27 protein-coding genes are annotated in these 25,821 nt (G+C 72.3%); 11 read left to right on the top strand and 16 right to left on the bottom strand.

Annotated elements, in window-relative coordinates:
* Positions 1-60: 60 nt before the first annotated feature.
* The 4 genes from ACQUSR_RS11490 to ACQUSR_RS11475 form a co-directional block, all read right to left on the bottom strand.
* Complete coding sequence (locus ACQUSR_RS11490) at positions 61-2,190, bottom strand: SpoIIE family protein phosphatase (RefSeq protein WP_431047512.1); 2,130 nt, start codon at positions 2,188-2,190, stop codon at positions 61-63.
* Between the two features lie 1,764 nt (positions 2,191-3,954).
* A complete protein-coding gene (locus ACQUSR_RS11485; protein WP_431042472.1) occupies positions 3,955-4,695 on the bottom strand; it encodes a class I SAM-dependent DNA methyltransferase in 741 nt (246 codons plus the stop codon).
* A gap of 146 nt (positions 4,696-4,841) precedes the next feature.
* Complete coding sequence (fomD, locus tag ACQUSR_RS11480) at positions 4,842-5,531, bottom strand: cytidylyl-2-hydroxypropylphosphonate hydrolase (RefSeq protein WP_431042471.1); 690 nt, start codon at positions 5,529-5,531, stop codon at positions 4,842-4,844.
* Positions 5,532-5,670: 139 nt separating this feature from the next.
* The gene (locus tag ACQUSR_RS11475; protein ID WP_431042470.1) at positions 5,671-7,080 is read right to left on the bottom strand and encodes a class II fumarate hydratase; all 1,410 of its coding nucleotides are present in this window, start codon (positions 7,078-7,080) and stop codon (positions 5,671-5,673) included.
* Positions 7,081-7,188: 108 nt separating this feature from the next.
* Here ACQUSR_RS11475 and ACQUSR_RS11470 point away from each other — a divergent pair, with 108 nt between their 5' ends.
* Together ACQUSR_RS11470 and ACQUSR_RS11465 are read left to right on the top strand one after the other, a co-directional pair.
* Positions 7,189-8,736, top strand: a complete 1,548-nt coding sequence (locus tag ACQUSR_RS11470) for a ricin-type beta-trefoil lectin domain protein (RefSeq protein ID WP_431042469.1) — start codon at positions 7,189-7,191, stop codon at positions 8,734-8,736.
* 119 nt (positions 8,737-8,855) lie between these two features.
* A complete protein-coding gene (locus ACQUSR_RS11465) occupies positions 8,856-9,617 on the top strand; it encodes a class I SAM-dependent methyltransferase (RefSeq protein ID WP_431042468.1) in 762 nt (253 codons plus the stop codon).
* A 34-nt stretch (positions 9,618-9,651) separates the two neighbouring features.
* Here ACQUSR_RS11465 and ACQUSR_RS11460 read toward each other — a convergent pair whose 3' ends face one another.
* The gene (locus ACQUSR_RS11460) at positions 9,652-11,016 is read right to left on the bottom strand and encodes a glutamate-cysteine ligase family protein (RefSeq protein ID WP_431042467.1); all 1,365 of its coding nucleotides are present in this window, start codon (positions 11,014-11,016) and stop codon (positions 9,652-9,654) included.
* A 196-nt stretch (positions 11,017-11,212) separates the two neighbouring features.
* Here ACQUSR_RS11460 and ACQUSR_RS11455 point away from each other — a divergent pair, with 196 nt between their 5' ends.
* Entirely contained in the window at positions 11,213-12,154 is a 942-nt protein-coding gene (locus ACQUSR_RS11455; RefSeq protein ID WP_431042466.1) for a hypothetical protein, read from the top strand.
* Here the strand turns inward: ACQUSR_RS11455 and ACQUSR_RS11450 are convergent.
* From ACQUSR_RS11450 to ACQUSR_RS11440, 3 genes are read right to left on the bottom strand one after another with little or no spacing between them, the layout of a single operon-like run.
* Complete coding sequence (locus ACQUSR_RS11450) at positions 12,095-12,514, bottom strand: NUDIX hydrolase (protein ID WP_431042465.1); 420 nt, start codon at positions 12,512-12,514, stop codon at positions 12,095-12,097. The genes ACQUSR_RS11455 and ACQUSR_RS11450 overlap by 60 nt on opposite strands.
* Complete coding sequence (locus ACQUSR_RS11445; protein ID WP_431042464.1) at positions 12,511-12,816, bottom strand: DUF397 domain-containing protein; 306 nt, start codon at positions 12,814-12,816, stop codon at positions 12,511-12,513. The genes ACQUSR_RS11450 and ACQUSR_RS11445 overlap by 4 nt, the downstream gene beginning before the upstream one ends.
* Positions 12,810-13,724, bottom strand: a complete 915-nt coding sequence (locus ACQUSR_RS11440; protein ID WP_431042463.1) for a helix-turn-helix domain-containing protein — start codon at positions 13,722-13,724, stop codon at positions 12,810-12,812. The genes ACQUSR_RS11445 and ACQUSR_RS11440 overlap by 7 nt, the downstream gene beginning before the upstream one ends.
* 89 nt (positions 13,725-13,813) lie before the next feature.
* Here ACQUSR_RS11440 and ACQUSR_RS11435 point away from each other — a divergent pair, with 89 nt between their 5' ends.
* Complete coding sequence (locus tag ACQUSR_RS11435; RefSeq protein ID WP_431042462.1) at positions 13,814-14,077, top strand: hypothetical protein; 264 nt, start codon at positions 13,814-13,816, stop codon at positions 14,075-14,077.
* The gene (locus ACQUSR_RS11430) at positions 14,074-14,283 is read left to right on the top strand and encodes a hypothetical protein (protein ID WP_431042461.1); all 210 of its coding nucleotides are present in this window, start codon (positions 14,074-14,076) and stop codon (positions 14,281-14,283) included. Before ACQUSR_RS11435 ends, ACQUSR_RS11430 begins: the two co-directional genes overlap by 4 nt.
* 7 nt (positions 14,284-14,290) lie before the next feature.
* On the opposite strand, the gene ACQUSR_RS11425 is transcribed toward ACQUSR_RS11430, so the two are convergent.
* Positions 14,291-15,241 (bottom strand): LysR family transcriptional regulator, encoded by a 951-nt coding sequence (locus tag ACQUSR_RS11425; RefSeq protein ID WP_431042460.1) that lies wholly within the window; start codon positions 15,239-15,241, stop codon positions 14,291-14,293.
* A 186-nt stretch (positions 15,242-15,427) separates the two neighbouring features.
* Between ACQUSR_RS11425 and ACQUSR_RS11420 the strand changes: the two genes are divergently transcribed.
* On the top strand, positions 15,428-16,321 hold the full coding sequence (locus tag ACQUSR_RS11420; protein ID WP_431042459.1) for an alpha/beta fold hydrolase: 894 nt from the start codon (positions 15,428-15,430) through the stop codon (positions 16,319-16,321).
* A gap of 15 nt (positions 16,322-16,336) precedes the next feature.
* On the opposite strand, the gene ACQUSR_RS11415 is transcribed toward ACQUSR_RS11420, so the two are convergent.
* The 4 genes from ACQUSR_RS11415 to ACQUSR_RS11400 form a co-directional block, all read right to left on the bottom strand.
* Positions 16,337-16,528, bottom strand: coding sequence for a hypothetical protein (locus tag ACQUSR_RS11415; RefSeq protein ID WP_431042458.1), 192 nt, complete (start codon positions 16,526-16,528; stop codon positions 16,337-16,339).
* On the bottom strand, positions 16,528-17,286 hold the full coding sequence (locus tag ACQUSR_RS11410) for a LysR family transcriptional regulator (protein ID WP_431042457.1): 759 nt from the start codon (positions 17,284-17,286) through the stop codon (positions 16,528-16,530). The genes ACQUSR_RS11415 and ACQUSR_RS11410 overlap by 1 nt, the downstream gene beginning before the upstream one ends.
* Positions 17,287-17,415: 129 nt before the next feature.
* Positions 17,416-18,060 (bottom strand): hypothetical protein, encoded by a 645-nt coding sequence (locus ACQUSR_RS11405; RefSeq protein WP_431042456.1) that lies wholly within the window; start codon positions 18,058-18,060, stop codon positions 17,416-17,418.
* Between the two features lie 6 nt (positions 18,061-18,066).
* Positions 18,067-18,648 (bottom strand): GNAT family N-acetyltransferase, encoded by a 582-nt coding sequence (locus tag ACQUSR_RS11400; RefSeq protein ID WP_431042455.1) that lies wholly within the window; start codon positions 18,646-18,648, stop codon positions 18,067-18,069.
* 135 nt (positions 18,649-18,783) lie between these two features.
* Here ACQUSR_RS11400 and ACQUSR_RS11395 point away from each other — a divergent pair, with 135 nt between their 5' ends.
* Both ACQUSR_RS11395 and ACQUSR_RS11390 read left to right on the top strand, forming a co-directional pair.
* Positions 18,784-19,269 carry a DUF6247 family protein gene (locus ACQUSR_RS11395; protein ID WP_431042454.1) on the top strand — a complete coding sequence of 162 codons (486 nt, stop codon included), beginning with the start codon at positions 18,784-18,786 and terminating at the stop codon, positions 19,267-19,269.
* 101 nt (positions 19,270-19,370) lie between these two features.
* Complete coding sequence (locus tag ACQUSR_RS11390) at positions 19,371-19,616, top strand: hypothetical protein (RefSeq protein ID WP_431042453.1); 246 nt, start codon at positions 19,371-19,373, stop codon at positions 19,614-19,616.
* 46 nt (positions 19,617-19,662) lie between these two features.
* Here ACQUSR_RS11390 and ACQUSR_RS11385 read toward each other — a convergent pair whose 3' ends face one another.
* The gene (locus tag ACQUSR_RS11385) at positions 19,663-21,363 is read right to left on the bottom strand and encodes a fumarate hydratase (protein ID WP_431042452.1); all 1,701 of its coding nucleotides are present in this window, start codon (positions 21,361-21,363) and stop codon (positions 19,663-19,665) included.
* Positions 21,364-21,551: 188 nt separating this feature from the next.
* On the opposite strand from ACQUSR_RS11385, the gene ACQUSR_RS11380 reads away from it, so the two are divergent.
* Positions 21,552-22,283, top strand: a complete 732-nt coding sequence (locus ACQUSR_RS11380) for a DUF1707 SHOCT-like domain-containing protein (RefSeq protein ID WP_431042451.1) — start codon at positions 21,552-21,554, stop codon at positions 22,281-22,283.
* A gap of 176 nt (positions 22,284-22,459) precedes the next feature.
* The gene (locus ACQUSR_RS11375) at positions 22,460-22,816 is read left to right on the top strand and encodes a WhiB family transcriptional regulator (protein WP_431042450.1); all 357 of its coding nucleotides are present in this window, start codon (positions 22,460-22,462) and stop codon (positions 22,814-22,816) included.
* 471 nt (positions 22,817-23,287) lie between these two features.
* Here the strand turns inward: ACQUSR_RS11375 and glpX are convergent, their stop codons facing one another.
* Positions 23,288-24,319 carry a class II fructose-bisphosphatase gene (gene glpX / locus ACQUSR_RS11370; protein ID WP_431042449.1) on the bottom strand — a complete coding sequence of 344 codons (1,032 nt, stop codon included), beginning with the start codon at positions 24,317-24,319 and terminating at the stop codon, positions 23,288-23,290.
* 180 nt (positions 24,320-24,499) lie between these two features.
* On the opposite strand from glpX, the gene ACQUSR_RS11365 reads away from it, so the two are divergent.
* Positions 24,500-25,033, top strand: coding sequence for a DUF4245 domain-containing protein (locus ACQUSR_RS11365; RefSeq protein WP_431047510.1), 534 nt, complete (start codon positions 24,500-24,502; stop codon positions 25,031-25,033).
* Positions 25,034-25,227: 194 nt separating this feature from the next.
* Here the strand turns inward: ACQUSR_RS11365 and ACQUSR_RS11360 are convergent, their stop codons facing one another.
* On the bottom strand, positions 25,228-25,818 hold the full coding sequence (locus ACQUSR_RS11360; RefSeq protein WP_431042448.1) for a malonic semialdehyde reductase: 591 nt from the start codon (positions 25,816-25,818) through the stop codon (positions 25,228-25,230).
* Positions 25,819-25,821 lie beyond the last annotated feature (3 nt).

Below are 25,821 nucleotides of genomic sequence, written 5' to 3'. Positions count from 1 at the left end.
AGCTGAGGACACCGGCGGCCTCCCAGGACACCGGCGACATCCCGGAACACCGCGGCGACCTCAGGACACCGGCGGCATCCCCAGCTCGAACCACACCACCTTCCCCGTGCTCAACCGGGTCGCACCCCACCGCCGCGCCATCCGGTTGACCAGGTACAGCCCGCGCCCGCCCTCGTCGGACGGGCGGGCCTGGCGCAGCCGGGGCAGTTGCGGAACGTCGTCCCCCACCTCGCAGCGCAGGACGTCCGTCCGCAGCAACCGCAGCGTGATCGGCCGCTCCGCGTACCGCACCGCGTTCGTCACCACCTCGCTGACCAGCAGCTCCACCGAGTCCGTGAGCTCGCCCAGCCCCCAGCGGTCCAGCGCCCGGCGCGTCAGCCGCCGCGCCTGGCCGGCCGTCTGCGCCTTCGGGTCCAGATACCAGTACGCCACGTCGCTCGGCGCGATCCCCTCGAACCGGGCCGCCAGCAGCGCCACGTCGTCGTCCCGGTCACCGGGCCCGAGCATGTCCAGCACCTCGTCGCACAGCGGCTCCAGCGGCGGCGGATTGGGGCCGGTGAGCCGGGCGGTCGCGGTCAGCCGCTCCCGCAGCTGCTCGATCCCGGTCCACACGTCCCGCATCCGGGACTCCACCAGGCCGTCGGTGTACAGCAGCAGCGTCGCGCCCGCCGGGGCGTCCAGCTCCACCGCCTCGAAGTCCACCCCGCCGACGCCGATCGGCGCGCCCGGCGGCACGCGCAGCACCTCGGCGCGGCCGCCGCGGTGCAGCAGCACCGGCGGCGGATGGCCCGCGTTGGCCACGACGATCCGGTGCGCGACCGGGTCGTACACCGCGTACAGGCAGGTCGCCATCCGGTCGGTGCCCAGCCGCTGCGCCTGCTCGTCCAGGTGGTGCAGCACCTCCTGCGGCGGCAGGTCGAGCCCGGCCAGGGTCTGCGCGGTGGTGCGGAGCTGCCCCATGATCGCGGCCGAGGTCATCGGGTGCCCCATGACGTCGCCGACCACCAGGGCGACCCGGTTGCCGGGCAGCGGGATCGCGTCGTACCAGTCGCCGCCCACCCGCGCCGTCTCGGCGGCGGGCAGGTAGCGGCTGGCCAGCCGCACCCCGGTGGGCTGCGGCAGCGAGTCCGGCAGCATGGTGCGCTGCAACTCGTCGGCGATGTAGACCTCGCGGCCGTACAGCACGGCCTTGTCCACGCCGAGCGCCGTGTGGGTGGCCAGCTGCGCGGCCACCAGCAGATCGTCCGGCTCGAACGGCGGCCGGTCCGGGCGCCGTACGAACACGGCGGCGCCGATGACGCGCCGGCGGCCGCGCAGCGGCGCCAGCACGGTGCGCTGCCCGGTCGCCACGGTCCGGCCGTCGCCCAGCAGCTCCGGCAGGGCGGCACGGGCGGCGGGGGAGTCCCCGAACACCGGCCGCACCCCGCGCAGCACCTCCGCCAGCGGCCCGCCCGGCTCCACCTCGCACAGCTCGTTGGCGGGCCCGCCCGCCATCACCGGCGACAGGTCCGGCTGCGCGGGCAGCAGCGGCAGCCGCACCCCGTCGGTGTCCGGCTCCTCCGGGATCCGGTCGGTACGCCGCAGCCGCAGTACGACCGGGCCGACCGGCCGCTCGTCCCCGACCGGGAGCGGGTCGCGCAGATAGACCAGGATCGCGTCGGCGAACGTGGGCACGGTGGCCCGGCACAGGCCGAGCACGATCTCGTCGAGGTCGATCCCGCGGGCGATCCGCCGCGTCGCGGCGCCCACGAACCGCAGCCGGTCCCCGCCCCGGTCGCGGGGTGCGGGGATCCCGCCGCTGCCGGGCGGTGGCGCGGTGCGTGAACTGTCGGGGTCGCCGGGCGCCGTGTCGCGCGGTGCGGGCACCCCGGCACCGGACGGTGGCGTAGTGCGTGAGCCGTCGGGGTCGCCGATTGCGGGCACCCCGCCACCGGGCGGCGGCATGGTGGGTGAACCGCCGGGGTCGCCGGGCGCCGTGTTGTGCGGTGCGGGGATCCCGCCGCTGCCGGGCGGCGGCGCGGTGCGCGAACTGTCGGGCCCGCCGGGTGCTGTGTCGCGCGGTGCGGGCACCCCGGCACCGGACGGTGGCGTAGTGCGTGAGCCGTCGGGGTCGCCGGGTGCCGTGTCGGTCCCGGCGCGCGGCTCACCGTGCGCGGCGGCACCCGTGTGCGCCCCGTGCCCCTCGCGCACGTGGCGCTGGCCGTGCCCTTCGCGGCCTTCGGGGCCGTCGTGTCCCTCGCGTCCGTCACGGCCCTCGGGCCCGTGGTGTCCGTCGCCTGCGCCGCGGCCTACGGGGCCGTGGTGCCCTTCGCGTCCGGGGTCCGCCGCATCCGCGGACCGGGGCCCGCCGCACGCCGCGCAGACGTCGCCACCCGGGCGGCGCGCGGCGCCGCCCTCATCGCCCGCGAGGGGACCGCCCGCACCAGGCCCGCCGGCCCCGGAACGCCGATTCCCGGAGGCGCGGTCGGCCGCCGCGCCCCGCGCCCCGGGGTGCTGACCGCCGGGCGCGTCGGCGCCTGTGCCGGATCCCCCGGCGGCGTCCGGCGCGCCGCCTGCCGTACCGGTGATGGCGGCGGCTGCCTCGGCGTCGCGTCCGCCGGGGCCGGACGCCGCTCCGGGAGCGTCCGGTGTCCGGGCGCCCTGGCCCTGGGCTCCCTCGCGCGCGGCGGTCGCCCGCGAGCCTCGGCCGCGGGGGCCACGGGTCCCGCCAGTGGTACGAGGAGAGGCCTCACCGTGCTCGTCGGCCGCACTGCCGACGGCATCGCCGCCCGCCCCACCCGGGCGCGGTACGCGGCGGGCGCGGCGGGAGCCGCCACCGCGCTCCGGGGTGTCCCCGGGGGGTGTCCGGCGGCGGTTCGGGGCGTCGTCGGGCGGCTGCGGTGTCCGGTCGGCCGGAGCGCCGCCGCCGCGGCGGCGGGTGGGGTCCTCCGCGGTCTCCGCGTCCCCGGTGTCGTCGGTCATCTCGCCGTGCCCCTGTCCCGCCGCCCGTGCGGCGGCCTCGCGGTCCGTGCCTCCTCCGGCTGCGGCTGGTAGGCCCCCCGGCCGGGGCGCACGGGTCGCGTGGCCGCGCCGGTCCGTACCACCCGCCGTGCCGCGGCTGCCGCCGACGGTCCCATCCGGGTGTCCGCTCGGCGTCGCGCCGGTCCTGGCGGCGGACGCCGGGTGCTGCCGCTCGTCGGCGCCGTCACCCGCTGCCGCGCGGTCGCCCCACGTCCCCCCGCTGTCCCACGCCGCGTGCTCGTCCCGCACGGCGGCGACCCGGCGCGGGCCACCCGCCACGGGGGCGCGCTCGGGGTCCCGTGACTGCTCGTCACCTGTGGCGGCGCGTTCGGGGTCCCGTGACTGCCCATCACCCGTAGCCGCGAACTCGGGGGCTCGGGGCCGCTCGTCACCCGTGGCCGGGCGTTCGGGGGATCGTGACTGCCCGTCACGCGTGGCCGGGCGTTCGGGGGCCCGCGACTGCCCGTCACCCATGGCCGTGCGCTCAGGCTCCCGTGACTGCCCGTCACCCGTGGCCGGGCGTTCGGAGGCCCGCGACTGCTCGTCACCCGAGGCGGCGCGCTCGGGGTCCCGCGTCCGCTCGTCACCCGTGGCGGCGTGCGCCCGCTCGTCGGCGGTGCCCTGCGGGGTCCACGTCCGCTCGCCGTCCGGGGCGCTGTGCTCCGGACGGGGCGCCGGGGCCGGGCTCTCCGACGCGGAGGCCGCCGGTGCGCCGGAGCCGGTTGGGCGGGCGCCTTCGCGGCGCGCCGGGGCAGGCCGCTGCAGCGCACCGCGCGGGTCCGGGACCGCGCCGTGCGCTTCGTCGTACCTCGCGGCACTCGGGTTGTCCGAGGCGCGCGAGGCCGCGGCAGGTGCGGCGGCCTGCCGTTCATTCGGGGGAGTCGAGTGCTCCGTCACGCGTGGGTTTCCATCCGTCCGGGGCTGTGCGCCCTTCTCGCTCGGGCGCACGCTGTGTCAGGCACGTCGTCGGCAGTGCAGGAAGAGCTGGATCTCCGGCGGTACGTCCGTACTCGCCGGGGCGTACGCGTGCGATTCCTCCCCGGTCACCTCGAAGCCCGCGTCACCGACGACCTGCCGCAGTTCGTCCCGCAGGTAACCGGATACCCGGATCGTGTTGCCCAGGAACGGGATCGCGAAGTCGTCCACGTCCGCTTCCACCATGGCGAGTCCCAGCAGTCCCTCGGGTCTCAGCAGCCCGTGCAGTGTCCGCAGCGCGTGCGGAATCTCCGCCCGAGGCAGCATCAGCAGCGAGAAGAACGCGGCGATTCCGTCGAAGCGTCCGAGGTCGTGCTTCCCGCCGGGGCCGTACCCGCCACCGGGGCGCAGATCGGCCAGGTCCGCCCGGTGGAAGGCGGCGCCCGGGGCGTTCTCCCGGGCCAGCTTCAGCATGCCCGGCGAGATGTCGATACCGACGACCTCGTGCCCGGAGTCCAGGAGCTGACGGACCGTGGGCAGGCCGGTGCCGCAGCCGACGTCGAGGACGCGGGAGCCGGGCGCGAGGGACTCGGCCAGCCAGTGGCCGACCGCGAGCTGGCCCTCCTTGTGCGGGAACGCCTCGTCGTAGCGGTCGCCGATGGCGTCGAACGCCTCCGCCTGACCGGCCCGGTCCAGCGCCAGCCGCCCGTACCCCTCGTACCCCGCGTACGCCCCGCCGTCGCCGCCGCCGGCGTCGTCGTAGTCGCCGTCACCACTCACGACTGAGCCCCTCCTGTGACCGTGCGTCAAATAATCCGCAACGCCCGTGAGTTGTGCCTGATGTCTCTTTTCCTGTCTGCGCAGCCTTCTGGACGACGATCCTACGTTTGGAACACAGGGGCGCAGCAAGAGGTTCACGACCCCGTTCACGACCCCATGTGCGCCGGCGTGCGGTCCCAGTCGGCGGGAAGCGCCGGAACGGACCAGCGCGGGTCCGGTCGCCAGTCCTCCCAGCCCTCCCGGAACGGCCTCCCCCAGGAGTCGATCATGCGGACGGCGGCCCGCCCCGCGGTCCGTACCCGCTCCGCCTGCTCCGGGGCCATCAGGCCCGCGCGCTGTGCGGCCGCGAACTCGTCCTCGTCCTTCCATTCCCAGCTGTGGTCCGGGTAGACCGCGATGTCCAGGAAGTGGTCCTCCGAGTCGACGCCTCCGCTCCAGCGCAGGCGCGGTTCCTCAAGGTTCACGTACCAGTTCTTGAAACGCCAGCCCGATTCCCAGAACAGCCACACCGACCACGGCTCGCCCGGCCGCGCCAGCTTGAGCACGCCGGTGCCCATCCACTGGCACGGCACGGTGGTGCGCGGCTTGGTGTAGCGGGTGGGCAGCGGCTCGCGGTGCACCCACGTCCCGTCGGCGAGCTGCGGCTTCACGCAGGCGGTGCCGGGCGCCAGCCAGACGGCGAGCAGGTCGGCGGTGTCCTGGACGACGGTGACCGGACGGCAGATGTGGATCCGGTCGATGGCGTTGCCGCGGTAGCGCCACAGGATGTGCTCCCCCGGCTCCCAGGGTCTGCCGCCGCCCGCCGTCTCCGTCGTCTCCACCGCATCCGCTGTCATGCGCAGATCTTAGGTGCGCCCACGTCGCCGCGCCGTGACGTAAACCGCAGATCCGGGTATCCCGGGGGTTACGGGCGGGGTCGGCGCGGTCTTCGGGGGCGGGTCGGCGCGGCCTCCGCGGGGTGGCCGTACCCGCCGCTCAGGGGCGGGTCATGCGCAGCACGTCCAGCGCCTCGTCCAGCTGCTCCCGTGTGAGCAGGCCGCGGTCGACGTAGCCGGACTCGATGACCACCTGGCGGATGGTCTTCCGCTCCGCCAGGGACCTCTTGGCGACCTTCGCCGCCTCCTCGTACCCGATGTAGCGGTTGAGCGGGGTGACCACCGACGGCGAGGACTCGGCGTACTCCCGGGCGCGCTCCGTGTTGGCGGTGATCCCGTCCACCGTGCGGTCGGCGAGCAGCCGCGCGGCGTTCGCCAGCAGCCTGACCGACTCCAGCACGTTCTTGGCCAGCACCGGCAGCATGACGTTGAGCTCGAAGTTGCCGGAGGCGCCGGCCCAGGCGACCGTGGCATCGTTCCCGACCACCTGGGCGGCGACCATCAGCACCGCCTCCGGGATCACCGGGTTGACCTTGCCCGGCATGATCGACGAGCCGGGCTGGAGGTCGGGGAGGGCGATCTCGGCCAGTCCGGTGCGCGGGCCCGAGGCCATCCAGCGCAGATCGTTGGAGATCTTCGTCAGCCCGACCGCGATGGTGCGCAGCTGGCCGGAGGCCTCCACCAGTCCGTCGCGGGCGCCCTGTGCCTCGAAGTGGTCGCGGGCCTCGGTGAGCGGCAGCCCGGTGGCGCGGGCGACCTCGGCGATCACGGCGGCGGAGAAGCCCGGCGGGGTGTTGATGCCGGTGCCGACGGCGGTGCCGCCCAGCGGCAGCTCGGCGAGCCGGGGCAGTGTGGCGCGCAGCCGCTCCACCCCGTACCGCACCTGGGCCGCGTACCCGCCGAATTCCTGACCGAGCGTCACCGGCGTGGCGTCCATCAGATGCGTACGGCCCGACTTCACCACGTCCGCGAACTCGGCCGCCTTGCGCTCCAGCGCCTCGGCCAGGTGCTCCAGGGCCGGGACCAGATCGCGGGTGACGGCGGCGGTGGCGGCGATGTGGATGGAGGACGGGAAGACGTCGTTGGAGGACTGGCTCGCGTTCACATGGTCGTTGGGGTGCACCTCGCGGCCCAGGCGCCCGGTGGCGAGCGTGGCGATGACCTCGTTGGCGTTCATGTTGGAGGACGTGCCGGAGCCGGTCTGGAAGACGTCGACGGGGAAGTGGTCGTCCCAGCGGCCCTCGGCGACCTCGGTGGCCGCCTCCCGCACCGCCTCCGCCAGATCCTTGTCGAGCACGCCCAGCTCCGCGTTGACCGTGGCGGCCGCCGCCTTGATCCGGGCCAGCGCCTCGATGTGCGCGCGCTCCAGGCGCTGCCCGCTCACGGGGAAGTTCTCCACCGCGCGCTGGGTCTGCGCCCGCCACTTGGCATCGGCGGGCACCCGCACCTCACCCATCGAGTCGTGCTCGATCCGGTACCGGTCGCCGTCGCCCTCGGTCTTGGTCGTCATCAATGACCTCCTCAAAAAGCTGAGCACTTGTCTTGTCCGACGTATTCCCAACCACCGCTACCTGCCAGTAAATACCCGGGGTAACACCGATACCGGGAAGGCAGCACCATGCATCGGACACGACACAGCGTGCGCTCCACCCTGGTGGCCGTCGCGGCCTGCGCGGCGGCCTTCGGCGGCGCCTACGCGGCACCCCAGGCGGCCGCCGACGACACCCGTGCCGCCGGTGGCACCCCCCGCGCCACCGCCACCGCGGCCACCCCCCTCCCGCCCGAGCTGGAGAAGATCCGCGCCGCGGAGGCGGCGAAGCTCTACGGGGACCCGGCCGAGCGCCCCCTCGACCAGCGCAGGACGTCCCTCATCTCCCTCGGCGACAGCGAGATCTCCGGCGAGGGCGTGGGCACCTACGAACCCGGCACCAACGGCCCCGACAACTGGTGCCACCGCTCGCCCGACGCCGCCGTCCACCGCACCGGCATCCCGGCCGACGTCACGTACAACGTCGCCTGCTCCGGCGCGTACACCGGGAACATCCGGATCGGCGGCGGCAAGCAGTACCCGGACGAGCTGGTGCAGAGCGACAACCTCGCCGTCAAGGCCCGCAACACGAAGATCAAGATGGTGCTGCTGGTCGCGGGCGCCAACGACGACCTCCAGTTCGGCCCGGTCATGACCGACTGCGTGGTGCGCTGGTTCACCCTCCAGGGCGCGTGCGAACCCAAGTACGCGCCCGGCTGGCAGGCCCGCGTCGACGCGCTGGTGCCCAAGGTCGAGGCGACCGTACGGGACCTGCGCACCGTGATGCGCGACGCCGGGTACGCCGAGGGGGACTACAAGCTGGTCGTCATGGGCTACCCGAGCCCCATCGGCCCCGACTTCGAGGACAACCCCGACTTCCCCGGCAAGCTGCCGGGCGGCTGCACCGGCCACACCTCCGACAGCGCGTGGGGCCGCAACACCGCAGTGCCCGCCTTCGAACGCGGCATGCGGCAGGTGGCGCGGAACACGGGGGCCGTCTACCTCGACAACTCCCGGCTCTTCCACGGGCACGAGGTGTGCAGCGACAACACCTTCGCCCGCGGCCTGTACGTCGACGTCACCAACCCCTTCCCGCCGGACGAGAACTCCGTCCGCCAGTCCTTCCACCCCAACGCCCGCGGCCACGCCGCCTTCGCCTCCTGCCTCACCCAGCTGTACAACTCGGGTCTGCGGGAGGCGAGCTGCGCGGACGCGGCCTCCAGCGGCAAACCGGTGCTCTTCGCGGGCGCCTGGGACGACAAGTACCGGCCACTGCGCAACGAGGCGACCGGCACCTGCCTGGACGCGACGGCCGCGGCCAGCCGCAACGGCACGGCGGTCGGCGGCTGGGACTGCCACGGCGGCCGCAACCAGGGCTGGTGGTACGACACGGCCCGCGGCTCCCTGCACACGGAGCTGAGCCAGGACCGGTGCGTGGACGTGCCGGAGGGGAAGTACGCGGCGGGCGCGGCGGTGGTCCTGTGGGACTGCCACGGCGGTACGAACCAGAAGTTCACCCGCGTCTCCGGAACCCTCCGCCCGGCGGCGGCGCAGGACCTGTGCCTGACGCTGGCGTCGGCGAAGGAGCGGCTGCGACTGCAGAAGTGCGACGGCGGGACGGCGCAGCGCTTCGCGTAGCCAGTACGGCTCGGCGAACCCGTACGGCCTCCCATAGGCGGTACGGGTTCGCCGTGACACGGGTTCCGCCCTGGGCCAAGTGGGGGTCCGGGGCGGAACCACCTGGGCAGGATGGGGCCATGACCACCCCCTCGCGCGCACACTCCTTCAACGCGGCCGCCGCCCAGTACGCCGCGAACCGGCCCTCCTACCCGGCAGCTCTCCTGGACGCCGTCGAGGAGATCACCGGACGCCCCCTCGCGGGCGCCCGGGTCGCCGACGTCGGCGCGGGCACCGGAATAGCCACCGCCCTGCTGCACGAGCGCGGCGCCGACGTCGTCGCTGTGGAACCCGGCGACGCCATGGCGGCCGAGTGCCGCCGCACGATTCCCGACGTACCCGTGATCCGGGGCGACGGCAACGCCCTGCCGCTCGCCGACGCCTCCCGCGACCTGATCACGTACGCGCAGTCCTGGCACTGGACCGACACCGGCCGCTCCGTCCCCGAGGCACTGCGGGTCCTGCGCCCGGGGGGCGCGCTCGCGCTGTGGTGGAACACCGCCGCCGCTGAGAAGCCCTGGGTCCTTGCCCAGAACGAGCGCATCGCGCGCCACTGCGGCGTGGGGCTGCCGTACGGGAAGCGCCCCGACGACGGCGATGCCGCCCGGCTCGCCGGCATCGCGGATCTCGACGTCACGCGGCGGCTGCTGCGCTGGAGCCGTACCGTCCCGCTCGACGTGCATCTGGCCAATATCACCAGTCATTCGGCGTTCCTCGTCCTGGGGAAGGCCGGGACGAGGGCCTTCCTCGCGGAGGAGCGCGGCCACCTGGGCGAGACCTTCCCGGACGGCATGGTGCAGGAGACGTATGTGGTGGACCTGCTGGTGGGCACACGCCCCTGACCGAGGGCTGACGGGGGGCCGAGGGGCGGCGCGTTCAGACGCGGAACGCGTCCACGTAGCGGCGCGGGTCACGCCGCAGATCCGTCTCCCAGCGGTCCCGGCACTGCTCGGCGAACGTCTTCCCCGTAGACAGCACCTCGTCCAGCGGATCCAGATAGAACACCACCTTCCGCGGCTCCAGACCGGCGGCCACCCGGGCCAGCAGACCGGCCCGGGCCAGCCGGAGCAGCTCCGTCGCGAGCTCGTGGACGCGGTCGCCGCCGAGCATGGTGCGCAGCCCCTCGGCCGGCAGCCTCGCCATCGCCGCGTCGTGCTCCGCCACGCTGTAGTGCCGCAGCAGCTCCCAGACCGCCGCCCGCGACGGCGGGTGGTACGCGAGCCCCACCCACAGCGCCGGTACGGCCGCGATGTGCGCGTACGGCGGACCGTCCCCGGCGCGCAGTTCCAAGGTCTGGCGGACCCTGACCACCGTCCAGATCTGCGACATGTGCGAGATCCAGTGGCCGTACGTCGGCATGGACCCGTCGTCGAAGCCGTGCCGCAGGATCGCGCCGAAGGGCCGGTCGGGGGCGGACCGGAACGTCCCGTCGGAGTCCGGGTAGTAGATCATGGGGACCCGCAGCGCCCAGTCGATGACGTCGTCGGCGCTGACGTCGCCGCGCAGCGCGGGCGGCAGGACGCCGCTGCGGCGCGGGTCCATCCGCAGCCAGCCCTGCGACCGGTGCGACAGCAGCCCGTTCGACCGGCCCTCCTTCAGCGGCGAGTTGACGAGCAGCGCGGAGACCACCGACGACGCGGCCACCAGCATCCGCAGCTTCTCGGTGAAGTCCTCGTCGGAGAGGTAGTCCAGGTGCACCTGCGCTGACATCGACATCGCCATGGTCTGCGGCCCCCCGCTGCCCGGGTCGCCGATGCGGGAGAAGAAGTCCCGCATGACGGCCCCGCGGACCTTCGGCACCCAGGGGACGGTCTCGACCCGGTCGAAGGGGAGCAGGGCGCCGGGCAGCAGAGCGAGCCCGAAGCGGCCCACGAGCTCCGACAGCCGCTCCAACATGCCGCGCATGGCGTCCACGGACGTGGCCAGCCCGTCGACCGGGACGGACGAGTACTCCAGCTGGCCGCCGTGCTCCAGCGTGATCTGTGCCCCGTCCGCCAGCTGCACGCCGGTCATCAGCCCGGCGTCGTACAGGCGCTCCCCACCCCACTCGGCGAGCACCGCCTCCAGGACGGCCTTGACCCCGTTCCTCCCCTCGTACGGGGCGGCGAGCCCGCTCTCCGGATCTACCACGCCGCTCTCGACCTCCAGCCCGATCCGCTCGGAGCCGGTCACCGACGGGGTGAAGAGGGACCTGAGGTCGTCGCGCCGCAGCCCGGCCCCGTTCACGGTCTTGTCAGACATGTGTACGCCCCTCGCGACGTCGTCGCCCACCAGCCTGACGCGGCGAGCCGCGGCGGGCCACTTGGCGGCACCCGTACGGAGGCCTCCCGGCGGGGGCGAGCCCCGCAGCCCCGTCTTTCCCGGGTTCCGGGGGCTGCGGGGGCCGAGGTGGGGGGGGAGAGCACCACCGGGCCGCGCTCTCTGCCATGGTGGCCGGGTGATCACCTGCGACCTCTTCACCGTCCACCGGCTGGAGCCGCACGCGCTCGCCGCCGCGCTGGCCGCCGTCCTGAACGTGCCGGTCGAGTCGGTGGACGTGGCGGACAAGGACGACGTCCGGGACGACCGCGACTGGGACGCCCCCGTCCTGTGCGACTACCGCTTCCTGCCCGAGGGCGACCTGGCCGTCATCCTCGACGTCTCCGTACGGGAATCAGTCGCCTCCGACCTCACCGAGCAGGCCCTCTGCGACCGGCTCGCGACGGCATCGGGGACTACGGTCGTCTACCCGGCCGAGTGGTTCCCGCCGAGCGCGTACTGGGCGGCCACGCCCGAGGGCCTGGTGACGCGGTGCCGTGTCGACGCGTCGGACGACGTGGAACCCGATGGACCCTCGTACACGGTCGACGCGGTGGAGCAGCCGGTGCCGCATCTACCGAGGGCCAGGGTGGAACCGCTGCCCGAGGGCCGCCGCGAGCGCCGGAACGCCGCGCAGGGCCTGGCGGGCACCACCTCGGCCAGGCTGCTCGGCCTGTACCACTGTCCCCTGGACGGCGACGGGACAGCGGCGGCGTCGCTGGAGGCGGTGGAGATCGTGCCGGGAGACGCCGATGCCGACGCCGACTCCGTCGTGTTCACCTCGTGGACCGACTGGACGCTGCGCGTCGGGCACGGCACCTGGCCCAAGGTTCCGTTCTGGTGCCACCAGGAGGACCGGTGGCAGTACCGGGACCTGCTGCCGAGCATCGGCGCGCAGGCCGAGCCCGGCGCCTGCCTGGCGGTGGAGGAGCTCACCGACGAGGCGGGCGAGGCGCGCGGGGCGGTCCTGCGGTTCGCGCGGGGCTCGCTGGTCATCACCGTCGGCGAAGCCGTCACCGTGTCATGGACCGAGGATTCGCAGGCCGTCGGCGGCGGCGGGGGACAGCATCGTGTCCCGTAGCCCGGCACGGGACAGCCACGCCACGGCTGAGGTGCTCTCGTCGGCCGCGGTGACGATCGGGGTGCCGGGCGCGAGGTCGACCGCGTAGAACAGCGCCACGAGGTGCCGCCGACGGCCGATCCGGTGCGCCGCGTACGTCCGCGCGTCCAGCAGCCGGGCGTCGAGGAGTTCCAGCCCGGTCTCCTCGAGCAACTCGCGCGCCAGGGCGTCCACGGGCTGCTCACCGGGGTCGATCCCCCCGCCGGGCAGATGCCAGAGCCCCGGCTCGAACACGGGGGAGGAGTCCGCGAGCCGGGTGAGCAGGATCCGGCCCTCGTCGGTGGCGAGCGCGTACGCGGAGACGCGGGTCTGTATGGTCACGCGCCGCCGCCCGAGCCCGCGAAGTCGCCCGCCTTCACGCCCGCGACGAACGCCGCCCAGGCGTCGGCGGGGAAGAGGAGGGCGGGGCCGTGGGGGTTCTTGCTGTCCCGGACGGGGACGATGCCGGGACAGTTGTGGGCGACCTCGATGCACTCGGCTCCGGCCTGGCTGCTAAAGCTGCTCTTACGCCACTGGGCGGCGCCGGGGAAGCCCTCCGCGACCTCGATGCACGCGGCTTCATTCCCGTCGCTGTAGCTGCTCTTGCGCCAGACAGCAGCGCTCAGGCTCTGGGTGATCAGCACGGTTTCCAGTCCTCCATTGCTGCTCGGATCATCGCCTCGGAGTCGCGCGGTGACAGGGCCATGGCCCGGAGCATCTCAAAGCTGTCCCGGCGTTCTGCCACCGCATTGGCGCCCTTGACCATGGCTCCCCAGTGGGCTCCCTCCCGGTAGGCGGCCAACGGCCGGTCGGGCACCGTGTAGAGCGACAGTGAACTGCCCATCTCTCCGTGCTCGCCCGCGGCGAACGGCAGGATCTGGATGGTGATGTGCGCTTGCGCCGCACACTTGACGAGTTTGGCCATCTGGCGGTGCATCACTTCGCGCCCGCCCTGCGGACGGCGCAACACGATCTCATCCAAGATGAACCAGCAGCGCGGTGGGTTGTATCCGCGGAGCAGCGCCTGACGGCCCATCCGGAACCTCACCATCGCCTCGATCTCCGCCTCCGGAGCGTAGGGCAGCCCGGCGTGAAACCCATGCCGCGCATACTCGGCGGTCTGGATCAGGCCCTTGACGAGGGCGTTCTCGTAAGCCTCGATGACGGTGGCCAGCTTCTCCACTGCGAAGACGGGGCGGTACTGGTTCGGGATGCGGAGCGGATCGTTCCTTGCCGCCGCGTACAGCCGCACGAAGTGCTTCCCCGTACCGAAGTGGGCATCCAGCTTCGCCGCAAGGTCCTCGTACGGCAGTGACTCCGCCTTCTCGATCCGCGCCAGGTGCGACTTGCTGTAGTTCAGCACATCGGCCAGCCCTCGCAGCGACTTGCCTTCCTTCTCGCGGTGACGCCGGACCTCCGCCCCGAAGTGGTCCCGCGCTGAGCGGTCCGGCGTGAGATCACCTGGCTGGAACGTCATCGGCCCATCCCTCCCTGTCCCCTGAGCAACCAGGGGACACATCTGCTCTGTTGAGCGTACGTCGGGTGCGGTCACGATGGGTGTACTCAACGTGATTGACCCCGGCGACCGTCGCACCGGCCCCGGGGCATGGCCACCAGCTGAATCCGCGAGGAGCTGATGACGTGTTCGACGCTATCGCCCGCTGCCTGACCCGCGTAAGGCGGTTCTTGGCCCTCCGTCCAGCCGGGCGGCACCGCGCACCTGGCGCTGCACACGTATGCCCCGGCCCCCGCGTCATCCTCGTATGGCCCTGGGACCCGCCCCAGCACCCCACACCCCGCCACCGGCGCAACCACATCCCGCCCATCGACGGCGACACCCTCGCCTTGGCGCGCCCGTACCTCGTCGCGTACGAGCTGCGGCTGCGCGAAGGGCTGGGCCGGTGAAGGACACGGACCTGGAAGCACAAGAGCCGCGCGGGCGGCTGCTCACCCTGCGCGTCTACCGGGTCTCCGGCGACGGCCGGGTGACCGAGAAGCGGCCGCCGGTGGAGTTCAGGCCCGGTGACAACCTGCCGCCGCTGATGTCCCACGTGTACCCGCCCTGCGGATGCGCCCGCTGTCGGCGGAACGGTCATAGGAACGGGTCATAGGAACGAGTCATAGAGGAGCCGCGTTCGACCAGCGGTTGTTGGCGATGAGCGTGTCCAGATCCGTCGGACGGGCGTGATCGCGCAGCAGGCGCTGGAGCGACCTGAGAGCGGGGGCGGGCGGCCGGGTGGCCGACCAGGCCAGTACCCCGATGCAGGGGGAAAGGCCGGTGACGGGGAGGTACCGCACGCCGGGCCGGGGCATGACGTGACGGTAGCTTTCGGGGACGAAACGGATGCCGTGTCCCATGCTGACGTGCGTGACGCAGGACTCCAGGGTGGTGGGGGCGTGGTCGGTGTACCTCACGGGCGTTCCGCAGGGGCGCGGGTCCGCGGCCCAGAAGGCGCGCGCCTCCGGGTCCACGTGAGGCGAGAAGCCGATCACGGGCAGGTCGGCCAGTTCTGCGAGGCTCACCGCCTCGCGGTCCGCCAGCGGGTGGGTGTCGGGCAGGCAGACGTACCGGGCCTCGGTGCCCAGCCGGAGCGTGTGGATGCCTTCGGGCGCGGGCCCGTAGCAGATGGCCGCGTCGATCCTCCCGTCCAGGAGAGCGCTCCCGTAATCGACATGGCCCACCTCGCGCCACTCGATGTCGGGGACCGGGTGCCGCTCACGCAACTGGTCCATGAGGATCCGCAGGCTCGGGAGGGCGGAGGTGTACGAACCGAGCACAACCCGGCCCGTGCGTGAGTGCGCCTCGGCCTCCGCGGCCTCGCGCAGGCTCCCGAAGGCGTCCACCACGGCTCGCGCCCGCGGCAGCAGTACCTCACCTGCCGGTGTGAGCTCGACCCGCCTCGTGGAGCGCTCCACGAGGGCGACGCCCAAGTGCTCCTCAAGGGAGCGGATCTGCCGACTGAGTGCGGGCTGGCTGATGTACAGCCGTTTTGCCGCACGGCCGAAGTGCAACTCCTCTGCCAGTACGAGCAGCAGACGCAATTGATGTGCACTTGGGTCCGCGGTCATGAATCCTCCCCCGTGCCGGGGCGGTTGGCCGTCCGCCGCCGACTGATGCAGCCGACGTTATCAGTGGCTCTTGCAACTGCATTAACAAGCCATTCTCATGTGAATGCGCGCCGGGGAGGATGGAACAGTCGCGGCCGGGTGGGACCGCCATAGGAGAGAGGCGGCCTTATGGGCGCAGGCGCACACATGGGGCGATTCACCGGTGTCGAGGCGCGGGGGCGGTTCCTGGACGCGTACGACCGGGCGATGGAGCACTGGCCGAGTCCGCGCGAGGAACGGGACATCGAGACCCGCTTCGGCAGCACCCGCGTCCACGTCCACGGTGAGGGCGACGGCATCCCGCTCGTCCTGCTGCCCGGCCAGAACGCGACACCGGCCGTCTGGGCCTCCAGCGTCGCCGCGTTCGCCGAGGGGCGTCCCGTGTTGGCCGTCGACCGCGTGGGGGAGCCCGGTTACAGCTCGCAGACGGCCCCGATCCGTACGGCGGACGACACGGCGGCCTGGCTGGAAGAGGTCCTCACCGGGCTCGGTGCGGACCGTGCCCACCTGGTCGGGCATTCCTACGGCGGCTGGGTGGCCCTCAACCACGCCGTACGGGCCCCCGGTCGCGTCGCCTCACTCACCCTGGCCGACCCGGTGGGAGCTTTGGCCCCGCTCAGGCCGGGCTTCGTCCTGGGTGCCGTCGCCGCCCTGCTGAGCGGCTCGGAGCGCTTTCAGCGCCGCTGGTTCACGAGGCTCGTCGGCGACCCGGGCGAGAGCCCCGAGGCGGCCGAGGCGCAGACGCGCGTGGTCCTGGAGGCGATGCGCGGCTACCGCGGGCGGCTGATCCCGCCGCGGCGAATCGGCGACGAGGAACTGCGCTCGGTGACCGCCCCCGTCCTGCTGCTGATGGGCGGTGACAGTCGCGCCACCGACGCCCGCCGCGCGGAGGCCAGGGCGCGCCGGCTCCTGCCGGACGCACGGACCGAGATCGTGCGGGGAGCCGGGCACGCGATCCCGGTGCGGGTGCTGAACAGCCGTGTGCCTGCCTTCGTGAGCGCCGTCGAGGCCCGCTCGGGCCGCAGCACGCAACGCCGTTGATCGCTTGTCGTCGCGTCAGGCCACCTTCCACCAGCGCTGATTGGTGGAGTGAAGGCCCTCTTCGGCCGTGGTGCGGGCGTGGGCGCGCAGGACCCGCAGGAGTGTGCCGAAGGCGGGGCTGAGGGGCCGGGTGGCCTGCCAGGCGAGCAGCGCCGTGCACGGGGTGAGGTCGGTGACGGGCAGGAAGCGGATGCCGGGCCGAGGCATCAGTTCCCGGCCGCTTTCGGAGACGAACCGGATGCCGTGCCCCAGGCTACGAGGGCGATGCAGGCTTCCAGTGTGGTCCCCGTCTGGTCGGCGTACCGTACGGGAGTTCCGTCGGGGCGTGGGTCGACGGCCCAGAACTCGCGCCATTCGCGGTCTATCTGAGGCGAGAAGCCGACGACGGGCAGGTCGGCCAAGTCGGCCAGGGTCACTGCCTTGCGGTCCGCCAGCGGATGGGTGTCGGGCAGGCAGACGAGGCGCCGTTCGGTCGCCAGCGGCAGTGTCTGGATGCCCTCGGGCATGGGGCCGTAGCAGAAGGCCGCGTCGACGTCCCCGTCCAGCAGCGCGCGTGCCTGATCGATGGGGCCCACGGTTCGCCACTCGACCTCGGGGACCGGATGACGCTGACGCAGCTCATCGAGGAGGATCCGCATCGCGGGAAGGCCTGAGACATAGGAACCCAGCACCACGCGGTCCGATGCCGGTGGACGCGCTTCCACCTCCGCGGCACCACGCAGACCGTCGACGGCCGACACCACGGCCCGTACGTGTGGCAGCAGCGCCTCCCCGGCCGCCGTGAGTTCCACTCGCCGCGTGGACCGCTCCACGAGGGGCACCCCCAGGTGCTCCTCAAGGGAGCGGATCTGCCGGCTGAGCGCGGGCTGGCTGATGTACAGCCGTTTTGCTGCACGGCCGAAGTGCAGCTCCTCCGCCAGCACGAGCAGTAGGCGCAACTGATGCGCACTCGGATCGGTCGCCATGATTCCCCCTGTCAGGACGGCCGACCACAGCCGTCCACCCCCATGCGGTCGAGGCTATCAATCGCTTTCATCGCCGCTTTGATGAGCTCTTCACGAACGACGGCTGGAGTCAAACGACGGCTGGAGTCACTAGGACGCGCGGCTCGTACGCAGCCGGTGGCCCTTGACGTCCGGGAGCCCGACGTGGAGCCGGTCGCGCTCGACGGTGCCGAACCACAGGTGCGGGACGCGTGCCTGGATCGCGGGGTCGAGGACGCGGCCCGAGCGCTTCCTTACGCCCAACCGGTACCGCAGCCGGGGGAGTCCGGGGCGCAGTGGTTCCTCGTCCCGTACCAGGGGCCACAGCACCGGGTGGTCGCGGTCGATGGGTCCGAGGGGGCACAGCTCGATGCTGTACTGCGTGGCGCCGCGCCCGGCCTTGCTCCAGAAGACCCCGACGCCCGCCAGGGAGTCCCAGCGTATGAGCGCGCCACCGTGCTGGTTGTGCAGCCACAGGCCGGTGCCGTCCACGTACACCACCGCGCCGCGCCCCTGCCAGGCCGCGGCGGTCATCGTGACACCGAAGAAGGCCAGGAAGCCCAGGATCGCGAGGCCGAAGAGTCCGCCGACGACCTGTCCTGCCGCGTGATGGGAGACGAGGGCGGTACAGACGCCGGCTACGCCACCCCCTCCCAGCACCGTCAGGGTGAGACTCATGGGCAGCGTGCCGCGCAGGTGGTGCGTGCCGAGCGGCACCTGCGTCGCGTCCGGGGCGGGGGCGGAGGGAGTGGGCATGGGGCGTCAGCCTAGCCGCCGCACCTCCGGGCCCGTGGACCAGTCCTCGTACGTGAGGACGTACTCCACCTCCCCCTGCTCGGAGCCGTCGATCGCCTCCGGCCAGTCCTGGAAGTACGTCCGCAGATACCGCAGGCCCGCCTTCTCCATCACGCGCCGCGATCCGGCGTTGACCGCCATGGTGTTCGCGGTCACGCGCCGTACGCCCAGCTCCGTGAAGCCCTTGCGGATGAGGGCGCGGGAGCCTTCCGTGGCGTAGCCGCGGCCCCACGCGGCCTTGTGCAGCCGGTAGCCGAGTTCGACCACCTCGCCGCCGCCGTCGTCGTCCACCGGCCGGAACTCGAACCAGCCCAGCCATGCCCCCGTACTCCGCTCCTCGGCGGCCCAGAACCCGGGCTCGCCGGTGCACGGGTGGATGTGGAGCAGGCGCGGGAGCGACCGGGTGCGCAGGGTCTCGCGGGGGACCGGGCGGCCGCCGTTGAGGTAGCGCATGACCTCGGGGTCGTTGTCGAGACCGACCAGGAGATCCAGATCGGCCTCGGTGAAGCGGCGCAGCCGCAGTCGCGGGCTCTCGAGGAAGGTGCGCATGGGGTGATCGTCACGGGTGGCAGCCCGGGTTGACCACCCAATATCGCGCGCTCGCATCAGCGACAACCGGGCCCGTCGGTGTGCGCCGTCTGGATTCCGATAGACATCAGATTGTGATCTGAGTACCTTGAGGGTATGAGCATCACGCACCCGGACCACCGATCGGAAGCCGTCACCTTCACCGACTTGTCGAGAAACCCCAAGGCCGTGGCGGAGAAGGCCGCAGCCCTCGGCGAGGTGCGTGTCACTCATCGGGACAGCGAGGACTTCGTCCTCACGACCGCCGCCCGCGCTGAGCAGAGGGAAGACAACCTGACCACGGCATCACGGCTGTTTCTTGCGCTCATGAAGCAGGACGACAGCGCCCGGACGCTGCTGCTCGCGCTCCCAGAGGTCTTCCCATGGGTTCGCCACCTGGACGCCGAAGAGGTGCGCGCCTTCACGGTCGAATTGGTCCAGGCTCTCTCGGACGCGGCTGAGCTGGGTGCGGAAGGGGCGGTGAACCGGGTGATCACGAGCTGGCGCGCAACCGCCCGGATCTACGCCGACCCTGAACAGCGCAAGGATGCGCTTCGACCTCTGGCGGGCGACGACCTTGGACCTGTCGAGGTCCGCGCGTGAGCCCCGAGAAGGGCGACCGAGTCAGCGTGCCGCCGCTCGACGGCTGGGATGTCGTTTACGGAACCAGCGACGCCGCGAACGGGTGGGAGGAACTGTGTCGCGTGGCGTTAGCGAACACCCACCGCTGCCTTGAGGCTCTACGCGCCGACCCGCGCTCCCACGCCGACTGGGATCGCCAGCACCAACTCAAGGGCAAGCTGGCGACAAGGGAGTGGAAGGGGAAAAGCCTGGACCAGTGGGAGTACGAGGTCACCAGCGGAGGCCGGGTGCGCTATCTCATCGATGACGGCAGGAAGACCGTCATCCTGGTCTATGCCTCGCCCCGGCACCCCAAGGACACCGAATAGGTCGGCGAGCAGACGGGCCCCGCCAGGCGGCGGGGCCCGTGGGCGGTCAGCTGCCCTGCCGCACCGGGATGTTCGTGACGAACGGCTGGGCAGGACCCGGGTCGGTGAAGAAGTCGTTGCCCTTGTCGTCCACCACGATGAACGCCGGGAAGTCCTCCACCTCGATCTTCCAGACCGCCTCCATGCCCAGCTCCTCGTATTCGAGGACCTCGACCTTCTTGATGCAGTCCTGGGCCAGGCGGGCCGCCGGGCCGCCGATCGAGCCGAGGTAGAAGCCGCCGTGCGCGGCGCACGCGTCCGTCACCTGCTTGCTCCGGTTGCCCTTGGCGAGCATCACCTTCGAGCCGCCCGCGGCCTGGAACTGCTCGACGTAGGAGTCCATGCGGCCGGCCGTCGTCGGGCCGAAGGAACCGGAGGCGAAGCCCTCGGGGGTCTTGGCCGGGCCCGCGTAGTAGACCGGGTGGTTCCGCAGATACTCCGGCATCTCCTCGCCCGCGTCCAGCCGCTCCTTGATCTTCGCGTGCGCGATGTCGCGGGCGACGACGAGCGTGCCGGTCAGAGAGAGGCGGGTCTTGACCGGGTGCTTGGTCAGCTCGGCCAGGATGTCGTCCATCGGCTGGTTGAGGTCGATGGAGATCGCGTCCAGGTCCGGGCCCGCGCCCTTGGTCAGCTCCTCGTCCGTGGTCTCCGGCAGGAAGCGCGCCGGGTCGGTCTCCAACTGCTCCAGGAAGACGCCCTCGGCGGTGATCTTCGCGACCGCCTGGCGGTCGGCGGAGCAGGAGACGGCGATGGCGACCGGGCAGGACGCGCCGTGCCGGGGGAGGCGGACCACGCGCACGTCGTGGCAGAAGTACTTGCCGCCGAACTGCGCCCCGATGCCGATCTTCTGCGTCAGCTCGAAGACCTTGTCCTCCAGGTCCTTGTCGCGGAAGCCGTGACCGAGCGGAGAGCCCTCCTCCGGCAGCTCGTCGAGGTAGTGCGCGGAGGCGTACTTCGCGGTCTTCAGCGCGTACTCGGCGGAGGTGCCGCCGACGACGATCGCCAGGTGGTACGGCGGGCAGGCGGCCGTACCGAGCGAGCGGATCTTCTCCTCCAGGAACTTCATCATGCTCGCCTCGTTGAGCACGGCCTTCGTCTCCTGGAAGAGGAAGGACTTGTTGGCCGAGCCGCCGCCCTTGGCCATGAACAGGAACTTGTACGCGCCGCCGTCGGTCGCGTACAGCTCGATCTGCGCGGGCAGGTTCGAGCCGGTGTTCTTCTCGTCCCACATGGTCAGCGGGGCCATCTGCGAGTAGCGCAGGTTCAGCTCGGTGTACGCGTCGTAGATGCCGCGGGAGAGGGCTTCCTCGTCGCCGCCCGAGGTGAGGACGTTCTGGCCGCGCTTGCCCATCACGATCGCGGTGCCCGTGTCCTGGCACATCGGCAGCACGCCGGCCGCCGCGATGTTCGCGTTCTTCAGCAGGTCCAGGGCGACGAACTTGTCGTTGGCGGACGCCTCGGGGTCATCGATGATCTTGCGGAGCTGGGCGAGGTGCGCGGGCCGCAGGTAGTGCGAGATGTCGTGCATCGCCTCGGCCGCCAGCTTCCGCAGCGCCTCCGGCTCCACCTTCAGGAAGGTGCGCCCGTCGGCCTCGAAGGTGCTCACGCCCTCGGAGGTCACCAGGCGGTAGGGCGTGGCGTCCTCGCCTAGGGGCAGCAGATCCGTATAGGCGAACGCAGGGAGGGTCGGGCGGGAGACAGGGGGCATTGCGGCCATTCCTCACTCGGCAGACGGCTACGCGGCTGGCGTCTTCGACAGCGCGTCCACCAGCGTAGAGCGCGGCGCGCGGGCCGTACTTGTGAGGTAAGGCTCAGTTCGCCCCCGGGAGGGCTCGGGTTGCCTGGGCTTCGATATCGGTCCTATCGCGATCTATCGCGTTTCGCTACGCTGGTCGGGTGGACGAGCAGCTGGCGCCTTTCGAGAAGTCCCCGAAGAGGGCCGTCGCGGAGGGCGACATCCGCGCCTCCGACGCCGACCGCGACCGCGTCGCGGACATGCTCCGCGAAGGGCTCGCGGAGGGGCGGATCGACCCGGAGGGGCACGCGGAGCGGATCGACGCGGTCTCCCGGGCCAGGACCCGCGGCGAACTGGAGCCCCTGATGCGGGACTTGCCCGCGGCGGCATCCGGTTCCGACTCGGCATCCGGTTCCGACTCGGCTCCCGGTTCCGGCTCCGCTTCCGGTTCTGGCTCCGCTTCTGGCTCCGCCGCCGGGTACGACGCCGCGCAGCCGCCGCCCGGTCCCGCACGCGGCGGTCCCGCCTCGGAGAATCTCGTGGCGGTGTTCGGCCGCTCGGCGCGTCAGGGGCGCTGGCGGGTCAGGCGGCGGACGAACGCCTTCGCGATGTTCTTCGGCGGGGTCGAGATCGACCTGACCCAGGCGATCTTCGAACAGCAGGAGATCGTCGTGAACGCCACCGCGATCTTCGGCGAGGTGGCCATCAAGGTCCCGGAGAACGTCTCGCTGCGCGGCGGCGGCACCGGGATCTTCGGCGGCTTCGACGTGTCGACGGGCGACGCGACCGACCCGGCGGCACCGGTGATCGTCGTGCGGGGCTACGCCCTGTTCGGGGGCGTGGAGGTCAGGCGGATACGCGGAAAGCGCCTCAAAAACCTCCGGGCCGGGTGACAGCGCTCTTGCGCCCTGGCGCACCGCGCCGTAAGGCCAAGGCCACGGTGTGCATAAGCACACGCACAGCGGGTAAGGCTTGGTGCATCGTCTCTGTACGGCCGATGGGGGTGTCAAGGGCCGTACCTCAGGAGGCGGGCAAGGGTGTCCACCGGAGCCGTCGTCAGGAGTAGACCGTGCTGCAACCGCATCAGCCCCTGCAGGACGCCGCAGCGCCCCCGCAGCGTATCTCCGCTCGGGACCAGGCCGGCCCCTGGCATTCAGAGGCGGTGTGCCGCCGGGACGAGGCCGGGCTGTTCTTCGCCCCGTCCAAGGAGCCGACGGCGGCGCGGCTGGCGCGGGAAGAGGCCGCGAAGCGGGTGTGCGCCCGCTGCCCGGTGATGATCGAGTGCCGGGAGCACGCGCTGCTCCAGCCCGAGCCGTACGGGGTGTGGGGCGGGCTGACCGCGGCCGAGCGCCGGGTGGTGCTGGCCCGCCGCCGGCGCCGGGAGGCGGAGCTGCAGCGCGCGGTGCGGGTCGCCGCGGCGGGCTGATCACGCGCGGGCGGCGTGACCGCCGCCGAACACGGGGCGGCGTGACGGCCGCCAAGACGCGAGGGCGGCGTGACGGCCGCCGAACACCGGGAACGGGCCGGACCCCGCGAACGAGGCGGGGGTCCGGCCCGTTCCCCGTAGGCGGGCGGTGTCTGAGGCTGGGGCTCCTGTGGCTTCCCGGCTTGCCGTGGTCGTCCCAGGCGTGGGTCTTCTTCCCCACCCCGCCCCTTCCCGGATTCGTCCTCAAAGGTGCTGGACGGGCTGGAAACCAGCCCGCCCGACACCTTTGAGGACCGGGGCCCGGGGCGGAGCCCCACCACGCGGCGGTACCGCACATCGGATGCGGCGTGCGGGCGGAGGCGGGCCAGGGAAGGAATCGCCCCGGCGGCCCGACGGCTGAACCGGCCACACCGCCACCGTCACTCCGCCGTCGGCCGGCCGGGAACGGGCGGCTTCCGTCGCGCAGCGGCCTCAGCGGGCGCGTTCGAAGTCCACCGACGCGTACGCCCGCAGCTTCGACAGCCGGTGCGTGGAGTCGATCTGCCGGATCGTGCCGGACTTGGAACGCATGACCAGCGACTGCGTGGTCGCGGTCTCCGCGCGGTAGCGCACACCGCGCAGCAGGTCGCCGTCGGTGATGCCCGTGGCGACGAAGAAGACGTTGTCCCCGCGGACCAGGTCGTCCGTGCCCAGCACCCGGTCCAGGTCGTGGCCCGCGTCGAGGGCGCGCTGGCGCTCCTCGTCGTCCTTGGGCCACAGCCGGGTCTGGATGGTGCCGCCCAGGCACTTGATGGCACAGGCCGCGATGATGCCCTCCGGCGTGCCGCCGACACCCATCAGCAGGTCCACGCCGGTGCCCTCGCGGGCCGCCATGATCGCACCGGCCACGTCGCCGTCGGAGATGAACTTGATGCGGGCGCCGGTCTCCCGGATCTCCTTGACGATGCCCTCGTGCCGGGGGCGGTCGAGGATGACGACGGTGACGTCCTCGGGGCTGGAGTTCTTCGCTTTCGCGACCCTTCGGATGTTCACCCCCACCGGCGCGGTGATGTCGACGAACTCGGCGGCCTCGGGACCGGTGACGAGCTTCTCCATGTAGAAGACCGCGGACGGGTCGAACATCGAGCCGCGCTCGGCGACGGCCATAACGGAGACGGCGTTGGCCATGCCCTTGGCGGTGAGGGTGGTGCCGTCCACCGGGTCCACGGCCACGTCGCACTCCGGGCCGGTCCCGTCGCCCACGCGCTCGCCGTTGTAAAGCATGGGCGCGTTGTCCTTCTCGCCCTCGCCGATGACCACGACGCCGTTCATCGAGACGGTGTGGATCAGCGAGCGCATGGCCTTGACGGCGGCGCCGTCCGCACCGTTCTTGTCACCGCGCCCCACCCAGCGGCCCGAGGCCATGGCGCCGGCCTCGGTGACCCGGACGAGCTCCAGGGCCAGGTTGCGGTCGGGGGCCTCGGGGCTGACCACGAGGGGAGACGGCAGGCTGTGCTCGGTCATCGGAGCGCACCTTTCTGTACGGCGACGGCCGGAATGAGGGTGCTCATGACTTTATCCGTTCATGGTGAATGTGAGCAGGGCGCCCTACGCATGAGCGGAAAGGCGAGCGGAACCTTGACGCCTTCCGGGCCCGTTTGCCGGGCGGTTCCGGCCATAGGGGACCATAGGCGCGTGGCAGATATGCGTGACAGGAAGCCGAAGACCCTGCGGGGCCTGGTGCAGTCGCTGGCGGTCGTCGTCGGCGTCGCCGGGGTCATCTACGTCTTCACCGCGTACGACGAGGACAAGGACCCGATCAAGACGGTCGACTACAGCGTGGAACTGGCGACCGTCCGGCGCGCGGCGCCCTACCCGGTGGCCGCCCCGGAGCGGGGTGGCCTGCCCGAGGGCTGGCGTGCGACGTCGGTGTCGTACGAGCCTCAGAGCAAGGTGGGCGCGGCCTGGCACCTGGGCTTCCTGGACCAGGACGACGAGTACGTGGCGGTCGAGCAGAGCGACGGCCGGCGCGTGACCTTCATCGATGAGGTCACGCAGGAGGCACGCAAGACGGAGAAGTCGCAGCGCATCGGCGGCAGGACCTGGCAGCGGTACACGGGTCCGAAGTACGACGCGCTGGTGCACGAGGGCGAGGGCGTGACCACGGTGGTCACCGGCACCGCCTCGTTCGCGCAGCTGACGAAGATGGCCGCCGCGCTGCAGACCGGGAAGGGCTGAGCGCGGCGGCCAGGGGACGGGGTCCTACGGGGGCATGGATCCCGCCTTCCGAGGCCCTGCGGGGTACGGGGCCTCGGAATGGCCACCGCATGGGGGCTGCGGGGCCGATCGGGGGGCGACGCCAGATCGTTTCGGCTCGGGCCTTTCGGCTCGGACCGCTTCGGCTGGGGCCGCTTCGGGGTTGACCCTGAGGGTCAGACCGTGGTGACGACCTGGTCGTAGGCGAGCCGCGGGGAGCGCGGGTACGAGGCGTTCTCGCCCGGCTTGCCGATGTTCACGACCATCAGCGGCGTGTGGTCGTCGTCCAGGAACTCCTTCTGGACGCCGGCGGGGTCGAAGCCGGTCATCGGGCCCGCTGCGAGCCCGGCGGCGCGCACACCGACGATGAAGTACGCCGCCTGGAGCGAGGCGTTGAGCGCCGCCGACTGCTCGCGGGCGCCGCGCTCGGCGAAGAAGACGTCCTTGGCCTGCGGGAAGTGCGGGAAGAGCGTGGGCAGCTCGCTGTGGAACTCGTTGTCCGCGGCCAGGATCGCGACCAGCGGTGCGGTGCGGGTCTTCTCCTGATTGCCCTCGGCCATGTGCGAGACCAGGCGCTCGCGGGCCTCCTCGGAGCGGACGAGGACGATCCGCAGCGGCGACTGGTTGAACGCGGTCGGCGCGTACTTCACCAGGTCGTAGATCGCCTGGACCTGCTCCTCGGCGACCGGCTCGGCGGTGAAGGTGTTGGCGGTGTGGGCTTCACGGAAGAGCAGGTCCTGGGCGGCTGCGTCGAGAGCGAGAGTCATGGC

The sequence above is a fragment of the Streptomyces sp. P1-3 genome, from assembly GCF_050613155.1.
Taxonomy (GTDB): Bacteria; Actinomycetota; Actinomycetes; order Streptomycetales; family Streptomycetaceae; genus Streptomyces.
Note: the sequence above shows the minus strand (reverse complement) of the source record. Positions and strands in the feature narration are given on the sequence as shown.